The following is a 10,453-nucleotide window of genomic DNA, read 5'->3' on the forward strand; positions in this document are numbered from 1 at the left end:
CTTTCTTATATATTGATAAAACAATTCCGGAATCAACTATAATTTACTAATTAAAAACACTCAAACCTATGATAAATATCATCTTTAAACTTCTTATTTTTGCGGCAAAAACCGCAGCTATTATTGCACAACTATTATATTAATCAACTTAAAAAAAACAATTACTATGCTAACATTTATAGGAGTACTATTAATCATTGTAGGATTAACTACAATCATATTAAGTTCAATTTTTAAAAACAACAAAATATTAAACTGGTTTAGTTTAAAAAGAAGTATTCAATTTACAATACTAGGAGCACTTTTAAGTATTATCACAGGTATGTTCTTTTACGCTGATGCAGGTACTGCTTACGCTGTACAATACGTGTCTGGTGGAGACAAAATGATCACTACTCAAGGTTTAAAACTTAAGTGGTGGGGACGCATCATCCCTTTATCATACGAAACTTCTATAAAAGATATTATTGTTAACGACGAAAGTGAATTACCAAAAAGCGATAGAGGAATTTACAACAGAAAGGCTCAGAAATGGGAATTTAGTGATGCTATTAAAGCTGAAATAAGTACCTCTGTAATCGTAGGTGTAAATATTAACGATGAAGAAGTTTTCTTAAATATGGCAGATAGAAACAGAAGTGAATCTAAATTGATTTACGGAAGGGTTTTACCGAATATAGATGCCGCCATAAAGAACACTTGTAAATTAATGGATGCTCAAGATTACATATCTGGACAAGCATCTGATTTTGATAGGTATTTTAGAGATCAACTAGAAAACGGAATGTACCAAGTAGAACAGTATTACGAAGCTGAAAACAACAATGAAGTTGTAGGTGACACGACTACTATTAGAAAAATAAAAATTGGGAAATCTAGTAAACAGAAAAAATTTAGAATAAAAAGAAGTGGAGATGGCACTATTATTAGAGATAACTCTAACTCTTTAAAACAATATGGTTTAAAAATTTACCAGGCGCAAGTAACTGGTATCGACTGGGAAGCTTCGTTTGACGAACGTTTAGATTTACAAAAAAACGAGGTTGCGCAAACTCAATTAGAAAAACAACAAGCAGAACGAGAATATTATAGAGCTAAAAAAGAGGTTGCAAAGGGAGAATCTGAAAAAGCAAAAGAAAGAGCTCGATTAGAAAAAATTCAAATTCAACAAACCATAGAGGCTGAGACCGAAGCGAAAGTTGCTGGATTCAATTTAATAAAAGAGAAGAAGCAATTTGAAGTTGAACAATACAAGGCTAAAAGTAAAAAAGTAGCTGCTGATGCGCAATATTATGAAAATGCCAAATTAGTAAGCGCTGGTTTAACCCCGCAAGAAAAAGCTGAATGGGAATACAAAACAGCAGTCGGAGTCGCTGAACAAATAAAAAGCTTACGTTTACCATCTACTTACATTGAGGGTAGCAAGAATGGAAATAGTGGAAATTTATTACAATCATTAATTGGCGCAGACCTTGCTAAAAAAATGATGGAAAGTAAAAAGTAAAATTATTTTAGTTATTAATGGGCGAGGTGATACTTTTTCACCTCACCCTAAGTAACAAATTATTTTTCAGTATTTTTGATACACAATCAAACTTATAATGAAAAAACAACTTTTCAAACTTTTAGCAAAACTAAACAAAACACTACTACCTTCTTTTACTCAAAAAGAGTTAGACATCTCTAAAGCATCCAAATTTCAATTAGCAATTATTGGTTGGCGTGCTTTTATTACCATAAATTCATTAGATTAAAAATTCACAATTATGAAAGAACATATAAAAGTATACACAGGAACTACAATCCTAACAAATAGACTTGCTTTTTTACTTGACGAGGCAAAAATAGCAACTTTAATTAAAGACAGTAAAGAATCTGGCAGATTAGCTGGTTTTGGATCTACAGGCGCTTCTTGCGAATTATTTATCTATAATTCTGATTTAGAGAACGCTAAAAAAATAATTGAAGAATTCAAAAAAGAATTAAATCAGTAATAGAAAATAAAAGCAAAAAAAAGTGTTTTTTATTTTCTAGAACCGAAAATAGTCTCTATATTTGCACTCGCAAAAACGGCCTCGTGGCGCAACTGAATAGCGCACTTGATTACGGCTCAAGAGGTTACAAGTTTGAATCTTGTCGAGGTCACGATTAAAAACCACATATTAATTTATGTGGTTTTTTTATTTTAAAAACCTCCTTTTTAGAACTAAAAAACAAAGCAGACATCCCATAAACTACCCTAAGAATACAAGAGGGAAGTTTTACTTACAAGAAGACTTAACTGCAAACTTTACATTCATTACACTTTATAGGTAAATAAAACCTATTACAGCTCATATAAAATATGAGTCTTGTTTACTTCACATTAAAAAGTATAATTATCTATATATATTTGCTAGACATAATGTTAAGAATAAAAACTACAACAGAGTGTCATTTTAAATAATTAAAAAATAATATATGTATACGAAAAAAGTCTATAGCATTAAGGATATGATAAAATGGACTCGTTATGAGACCTTTTTATTTATAATCATTATTACATTATTTGTAGGACTTTACTCTTTTTTAGATTTAGCATGGCTAAGAATCCCATGGACTCCACTCGCATTAATTGGTACTGCAGTTGCTTTTGTAATTGGTTTTCAAAACAACTCTGCATATGGTAGAATATGGGAAGCTAGAAAAATATGGGGAGGTATTGTAAATACCTCTAGAACCTTTGGAATGTTTGTTCAAGATATGATAAGTAATGAATATACTACAGAAGAACTTTCAAAAGAAGAATTACAAGAAGAAATTAAAACACTTACCTATAGACATATTGCATGGATGACTGCGTTACGACATTCTATGAGAGAGTCTAAACCTTGGGAAACCGTAATGCACGAAAAAGCAAACAAGGAATTAACCAAAAATATTGGTTTTGCTCCACCAGAATGGAGCTCTAATGTTTTAAACGATATGAAACCTTATCTCTCAAAACAGGACTTAGATTACACAATGAGTAAAAACAATAAGCAAACTGCATTACTTTATTTACAATCTCATCACCTTAAAAGATTAAAAGAGAAAGGAACTCTTTGGGAATTTTCTTTTTTAAAACTAGAAGGAGTTTTAGAAGAAATGTTCACCCTACAAGGTAAATCAGAACGGATTAAAAATTTTCCTTACCCTCGTCAATTTGCTACTCTAAATCATTATTTCATGTGGCTTTTTATTTTACTATTACCGTTAGGACTAGTTCCTCAATTCGCAGAAATAGGCAAAGAAATAATTTCTATACATCCAACAATCGGGGCTCTTTTCATTTGGCTTTCTATTCCTTTTTATAGTATTGTAGCTTGGATATTTCACACAATGGAAAAAATTGGTAGAACGGGAGAAAATCCATTTGAAGGATCTGCAAATGATGTTCCCATTTCAACGATGTCTCGTGGAATAGAAATTGATTTAAGGCAAAACTTAGAAGAGTCAATAAATGATATTCCAAAGCAATTTCCTATGATTTACGACACTCAGATGTAAGAAAAGTGAGAAAAACATAACATCTAACAATAAATAACCATTGCTCAAGCCTGTAATTTTATAAAAACAACGATTAAACAAGCCCTTTTTAGGGCTTTTATTTTTTATTCAACTTTTTAAAACTAAAATTAAGTGAACTTAAAACGAACACCAATTTGTTTTTAAAGACATCTTTAGAGAAAGTATGTAAAATGATATTCTTATATCATACTATACATTAGTTTATTTTTTTAACAATTGAAGTAATTATCTTAAAGAAGGCCTAACTTCTTTAAACATCTAAGATTGTTAACAATCCACTTATTAGTATTTAAAAAAACACTATAACAATAAAAAAAGTAGAGAAACCTCTATTTTAGCTAACGAAACACATAGCCCAAAGTCGAGAAGTTTTACGTAATGAAAAATTCATACGGATATTACCACAAACACCTCTAGAGGTGTTAAATATTTATTACCCTAACTCGTATATAATAGATATATGCGAAATTAAAAAAATGAGAAACTTACTTATAAAAAAATGAGAATAATAATCTATATATATAATGGTATAACAATGCTTGATGCAATTGGACCATATGAAGTTTTAAGAAATATGAGAGATGCAGAAGTATATTTTGTAGCAGAAAACAAGGGAGAAATAAAAGCAGATTCTGATTTTGTTCATTTAAATGCAAAATATGATATTAATGAAATCGAAAGTGCTGATATTTTATTAATTCCGGGTTCTGCAATTACTTTCATTAGAGAAATGAAAAATAAAAAAGTACTGAATTGGATTAACAAAATAGACAAGACCACTAAATGGACAACTTCTGTATGTTCTGGCTCTCTTATTTTAGCTGCAGCAGGATTACTAAAAGGTAAAAATGCTACCTCACATTGGAAACCAATAAATTTATTAAAAGATTTTGGGGTTACACCAAAAAACGAAAGAATAGTTAAACAAGGAAAATATATAACAGCAGCAGGAGTTTCTGCAGGAATAGATATGGCATTATACTTATCAAATGAAATTGTTGGAGAAACAGAAACCAAAGCAATACAACTTGTTATTGAGTATGACCCAAATCCAATTTACGATTGTGGCAGTATTTCTAAAGCCTCGAATGAAGTTATTAAAATGGCGGAAATAAAACTTGCAAAAGATGCCAAAAAAGAAATAGGATTGATAGATATATTAAAATCAGGAAAAACATTAATGAAAATAAAGAAAAACAAACTATTATAACTGACAACAAAGAATTATATAAAATTTATAACGAAGATAAGACAAGCCCTAAAAAGAGCTTGTCTTTCTTATTTAGCCCTATAAAAATTAAGTGAGCTTAAAACAAACACTTGTTTCCATTTAAAGAGATATTTAGATAAAATATATAAAAACGATACTCCTATATCTTTTTGATAAGATATTTTTGTAATTAGAAAAACAAACTGATAAATTAGGATTTCAATTAAAACATGAATAACTCTTTAGCAATCTCTAAAAATTAAATTAAGATAAATCTATTTTCATATTAATATACATCCATTTAGTAGGAACACTGTTCGATTTACCGTTAACAATTTTGTCATAATCAATTCCCCATTCTAGCAAATTCATTTGACCTTGTAAAACAAGTGATCTAGACATTGACTCATTTGGAGTTCTAATTCCTGTTCCAAAAAACGTAACCTCTTTTTCAATTCCTTTTATTGATAGTTTACCATTAATTTGATACCAATCGATACCCATTGTATAAACATTAGTTGATCTGAATGTAATTTTTTCATCATCTGCCCCAATAAATAAACCTGGCGTTTTAATTTTAGCTGTTAACTCCTCTCCCGCACACACGTTAAATGTATTAGGGTCTATTTCAAATAAAATACTCATATTTTCTAGAGGATTACCTAAATCTTCTCTTAAAGGAGCAACTACTTTCAAATTATCTACAACACCACTAAACGGCGTACTACAATGCCCATGTGTTACAAATAAATTAACTATTTGATTTTGTTCATTTTCAAGTAAAAAGGTATTTGCATTTTTTTTAAAATCTGATTTTTTTTTAGTGTATCCACTAGCTATAATCATCATTAACAGTACCACAAATGGTATAAAAATGTTTTTAATATTTCTCATAATAAGATATTTAATATTTCTTCGAATATATAGCCTGCTCAATATTAAATATGTCAATGAAATGTAAAAAAAGTGCAAAAACTAATCATTAATTTCTCTTTACACGACAATTAGCTCCTCAAAATTCATTTTTTTTAAACTACATTAGTAATTGTAATAAACAATGAACTAGTACACATAAACATTAGATACAATTATGCAAATCGTCCTCCGAACTTTAAAAACGTCAATACTAATAGCCTTAAGTATATTTAGTTATAGCTGTAAGAAAAATAACAAACCAAGCTCACTAAAAAACAATGAAAATCTATTACATATAAAATCTGAAGAAGGTGAGAAATGGAATGTTTTAGGTGTAAAAATTGTTGGGAAAATTTTAAGCACGCAAACAAACAATAAGTACTCTGTAATTATTTCTGAAACACCTCCAAATCAAGGCCCACCTCTTCATGTTCACAAAAATGAAGATGAACTTTTTTATATTCTAAAAGGTAATTATGTTTTTCATTTTGGTAATAAAAAAATTAAAGCCAAACAAGGTGATTTTATTAAATTACCTAGAGGAATACCACATCGTTTTGTAAATACCGATACTATTGTAGGAATTACAATGAATACAATTACTCCTGGTGGTTTTGAAAATTTTTTCAATGAAATATCAAAAGAATCAGAAACAAATAAACTCACCAAATACAAAATTGATTCCATTGCTAACAAATATGGCGTTTCATTTGTGAAAAAATAATTAAGGAAAATTAAATCATGTTCCAGAAACTTATCTTCAACAGACTAATAGCTCTCAATTCCACCAAAAAAAATAAACAGAAAAGGAATTAAATTAATGTGTTATTGATAAATTTCTAACTACTTATTTCTTAAAAAAATAAACAAAAAAGACCCAAAATAAAATTATTTTGGGTCTTTTCATTTGAAAAAAAATCTAATTACTTGCTTTTACATTACCTGCATCGTTAACAATATAAAAATAAGAACGTCTATTTTTTTGATGCTCTTCTTCTAAACATTTACTCGCATCATCACAATTATTTAAGAGTTGACTCTCTCCAAAACCTAAAGCACTTTCTATTCTATCTGACGAAATACCTCTAGAAATAATATAATCTCTTGTCGATATAGCTCTATTAGTTGATAAACGCTTATTATATTCTTTAGTCCCTCTACTATCTGTATGTGATTCTATTTTAATAATCATATTAGAATTATTCTTCATTACCGTTACAATATGCTCTAATTCATATTCAGCATCTTCTCTAATATTAGATAAATTAAAATCAAAATAAATAGGCTTTATTATTATTTGATCTGCGACTATTAAAGATTCTAAATTAAAATCTTCAGTTACAGACTTTTTATTTACATCAAGTGTTTGTGTATCTTTTTTCTTATTTCTATAATTTTCTTTTGAAGCTATGACAACAAATTTTTTCTCACAATCTATTTTTTCAAACAAATATGTACCTGATCTTCCTGTTTTTTGCTCAGAAACAGGTTCTCCATTTTCATTCATTAACTGCACAATAGCGTTCTTAATTGGCTCTCCTGTATTAGAATCTGTTATAATACCTTTAATATCTTCTTTACAGTTATAAATATTAAAACTGTAAATATCATCATCACCTTCTCCTCCCTTTCTATTTGATGAAAAGAATCCATATTCATGATTATTATCTATAACAAAAGCAAAATCATCAAAAGCTCCGTTTACAGGACTCCCTAAATTTACTGGATCTGAGTAGTTTCCGTTTTTAAACTTAGATTCAAATATATCTAAAGCTCCTAATCCTAAATGACCATCGGAAGCAAAATACAATACATTATCATTACCTATAAAAGGAAACATTTCTCTTCCTTCAGTATTAATTTTCTCTCCAAGATTTTCTGGCTCACCAAAAGTATCATTGTCTAAAATAGCTACTTTATAAATATCTGTTCCTCCAAAACCTCTTGACATATCAGACACAAAGTATAAGCTTTTTTCATCTGCACTTAAAGCTGGATGCCCACAGGAAAATGCGTCACTATTAAAAGATAATTCCCTAACATTCCCCCAAAAATCTCCTATCCTATCAGCACTATAAATTTTAAGATGTGCTACTTCATTTTTATCCCCTTTTAACTTCTTTCCATCAAAATTATCTCTTGTGAAATAAGCTTTCTTTCCATTTTTAGTAATTATAATATTAGATTCATGATATTTTGAACTTAAGTCATTTAAAATTGTTGACTCCTCAATATCTAATATCTTTTTAGCCTTAATGTTTTTTTGCTTTGCCTTATAAATATTTAAATACGGCTGCTTATTCCATTTATATAATTTATTATCTTTTTTTGTTTTAGGGTTTGTTGAAGCAAAGTACAAATGGTTGTCATAAATAAACCCTCCAAAATCCGAATAAGGTGTATTACTTGATAAATTATGAATATTGATATATGTTTTTTCTCTATTTGAATATTCAGCAAAGTAATTTTTATTTTTCTCTAGAGCTTTTGCCCTACTGTCACTTCCATTTTCCCCACTTAATTTTAATAACCATTTGTCTGATTCAGTAATCTTACCGTTGGTTTTTAAAACTTGTGCATACCTAAACAAATGTTTTGGAGAAGCAATTCCTTCATATAAGCTCATTAGCTTTTCATAATTCCCTTCTGCTTTTGCAAATTCAAAATTAAAATAATGAGCATCAGCTAATCTACTTAAAACCAAATAAGAGTCATCACCTTTTTTATGAATTGATTGATAAAGTTCTGCTGCTTTTTTATAAGCAAATTCTTTGAAATATCTATCTGCAGCATATTTTCGTTGTCCAAAACTAATAGTGGTTATTAGCAAGACTAGTATGTATATGTTTTTTCTCATCTTTTTTCTTCTTTTTTCGTTAAAAAAATCTTGGTGACTTCATTGTTTGTTCTTTAAACATCTCATAACGAAGCATCAACTCATAAGTCCCTGAATTATAATTACTATAGTTTGACGTTGTTAAATCGTAAGCAAAACCTATGTTTAAGTTTTTACTTGCCTGAAAACCAAGTAAAGCACTAATAGAATCATCCCATCGCCAAGCAAGACCTGCTGTAAATTTCTCATTAAACAAAAAGTTTGCTGAAACATCTATAGATAAAGGTGCTCCATTTACAACCTTTGCTAAAACTGCTGGCTTAAACTTTATGCTTTCATTTAAATCGAAAACATAACCCCCTATTAAAAATAAATGCAAACGTTCTTCAGCTACATCACCTCCATTATTAGAATCTTCATAATGATCTGTACTAATTAAATTAGGTATCGCTGCTCCTAAATACCATTTACTAGTATAATAATACATCCCTGCACCTACTGTTGGTAAAAATTTATTTATGTTACCTTCTAACTTTTTATCATCCCTATTACGAACTCGTCCTTTATTCCAATCTACATTCAAATGACGACCCCCTAATTTTAATCCAAAGGCTAAATTACCTTCATCACTAGTACGTATTGTATAGGACCCATTAATATCTAAAAATATTTCATTTGCAGGCCCAATTCTATCATTCGTTAAATTTATCCCTAACCCAACTCCGCTATAACCTAACGGAGTGTCATAACTTAATGTTTGGGTATTTGGAGCGCCATCTACTCCAACCCATTGGGTTCTTCCTAATAAATTTATAATACTATGCCCATTTGAACCTGCATAGGCAGGATTCACACTCATTGTATTATACATATATTGTGTATACTGTGGGTCTTGCTGTGCATTAATTCCGCTAATAACGCATAGAATTAATACTATTGTATATCTTATTTTCATATCTCTTTCTTATCTATTAATATATAACCAACCTGCTTTTGGTTTTGATCCATCTCCTAAATCTATAACATAATAATAGGTTCCTGGCGGTAGTTTTTCATCAACACTAATTGTTGCTCTACCACTTGAAATACCTCTAAAAACAACACTTTCGTTATTATATCCTGATGCTTTATAAACCGTATTACCCCATCTATTAAATATCTCTACAGTATTCTTACTATATTCTGGTCTGTCAATACATGAAATAAAGAATGTATCATTCTCTCCATCATTATCTGGAGTCATAATATTGTAAGGAGTACCACATGGGTTTTGATCTGAATCTAAATAATCGGGGATACCATTATCGTTTGTATCTAATGCATCATCTGTTGTTGGATCACCATCCCCTGGCCCTTCATTAATAGTATCAATACCATCATTATCATCATCAGTATCTTGAAAATCTGGAATACCGTCTTCATCAGTATCTGGAATACTTACAGAAGTTCCTCCATTATCAGGATCAAAGGCATCATCTAATCCATCATTATCACTATCTAATCCAGATGGAGAACTATCAGGAATACCATCTCCATTTTCATCATTTCCTTCTATCACATCTGGCACTCCATCATTATCACTATCAGAATCTAAACTATCAGGTATACCATCTTCATCGGTATCAACTCCACCATCTCCTTCATCTGTATCTAATATACCATCGTTATCATCATCTAAATCATAAATATCTGGGATTCCATCTCCATCAGTATCTATTTGCTCTGAATCCCCAAAACCATCTAAGCCATCTACTGAATCTGCAATTCCATCGCCATCAGTATCTGTTACATCATCTATTACACCATCGCCATCAGTATCTAAACCTCCAGGTAAATCTGGATTGTTTGGCTCTAATACATCTGGAGTTCCATTGCCATCAGTATCTGGTAAACTACTTCCATCTACTAAAGCTCCTGACGTATCTACTTGTCCATCACCATCT

At 30.0% G+C, this 10,453-nt stretch carries 10 protein-coding genes and 1 tRNA gene; 7 read left to right on the plus strand and 4 right to left on the minus strand.

The window, feature by feature from the left end:
• The first annotated feature begins 166 nt into the window (after positions 1–166).
• From H518_RS0102290 to H518_RS0102315, 6 genes are all read left to right on the plus strand, one after another.
• Complete coding sequence (locus H518_RS0102290) at positions 167–1,504, plus strand: SPFH domain-containing protein (protein WP_028887579.1); 1,338 nt, start codon at positions 167–169, stop codon at positions 1,502–1,504.
• Positions 1,505–1,601: 97 nt separating this feature from the next.
• Complete coding sequence (locus H518_RS0102295; RefSeq protein ID WP_028887580.1) at positions 1,602–1,754, plus strand: hypothetical protein; 153 nt, start codon at positions 1,602–1,604, stop codon at positions 1,752–1,754.
• A 12-nt stretch (positions 1,755–1,766) separates the two neighbouring features.
• Complete coding sequence (locus tag H518_RS0102300) at positions 1,767–1,994, plus strand: putative signal transducing protein (protein WP_051263636.1); 228 nt, start codon at positions 1,767–1,769, stop codon at positions 1,992–1,994.
• A 77-nt stretch (positions 1,995–2,071) separates the two neighbouring features.
• A tRNA-Arg gene (locus tag H518_RS0102305) sits at positions 2,072–2,145 on the plus strand.
• Positions 2,146–2,460: 315 nt separating this feature from the next.
• Complete coding sequence (locus H518_RS0102310) at positions 2,461–3,528, plus strand: bestrophin family protein (protein WP_028887582.1); 1,068 nt, start codon at positions 2,461–2,463, stop codon at positions 3,526–3,528.
• Positions 3,529–4,048: 520 nt separating this feature from the next.
• Positions 4,049–4,759, plus strand: coding sequence for a DJ-1/PfpI family protein (locus tag H518_RS0102315; protein WP_028887583.1), 711 nt, complete (start codon positions 4,049–4,051; stop codon positions 4,757–4,759).
• A 264-nt stretch (positions 4,760–5,023) separates the two neighbouring features.
• On the opposite strand, the gene H518_RS0102320 is transcribed toward H518_RS0102315, so the two are convergent.
• A complete protein-coding gene (locus H518_RS0102320; protein WP_081411140.1) occupies positions 5,024–5,653 on the minus strand; it encodes a YceI family protein in 630 nt (209 codons plus the stop codon).
• A 196-nt stretch (positions 5,654–5,849) separates the two neighbouring features.
• Here H518_RS0102320 and H518_RS20330 point away from each other — a divergent pair, with 196 nt between their 5' ends.
• Positions 5,850–6,398, plus strand: coding sequence for a cupin domain-containing protein (locus H518_RS20330; RefSeq protein ID WP_051263637.1), 549 nt, complete (start codon positions 5,850–5,852; stop codon positions 6,396–6,398).
• Positions 6,399–6,593: 195 nt separating this feature from the next.
• Here the strand turns inward: H518_RS20330 and H518_RS0102330 are convergent, their stop codons facing one another.
• The 3 genes from H518_RS0102330 to H518_RS19070 form a co-directional block, all read right to left on the minus strand.
• Positions 6,594–8,531 (minus strand): OmpA family protein, encoded by a 1,938-nt coding sequence (locus H518_RS0102330; protein ID WP_028887585.1) that lies wholly within the window; start codon positions 8,529–8,531, stop codon positions 6,594–6,596.
• Between the two features lie 19 nt (positions 8,532–8,550).
• A complete protein-coding gene (locus H518_RS0102335) occupies positions 8,551–9,465 on the minus strand; it encodes a PorP/SprF family type IX secretion system membrane protein (protein ID WP_028887586.1) in 915 nt (304 codons plus the stop codon).
• 9 nt (positions 9,466–9,474) lie between these two features.
• Positions 9,475–10,453: gliding motility-associated C-terminal domain-containing protein (locus H518_RS19070; RefSeq protein WP_162143097.1), on the minus strand; the 979-nt coding region annotated here is incomplete at its 5' end.

This window comes from Tenacibaculum ovolyticum DSM 18103, assembly GCF_000430545.1.
GTDB classification, from domain to species: domain Bacteria; phylum Bacteroidota; class Bacteroidia; order Flavobacteriales; family Flavobacteriaceae; genus Polaribacter; species Polaribacter ovolyticus.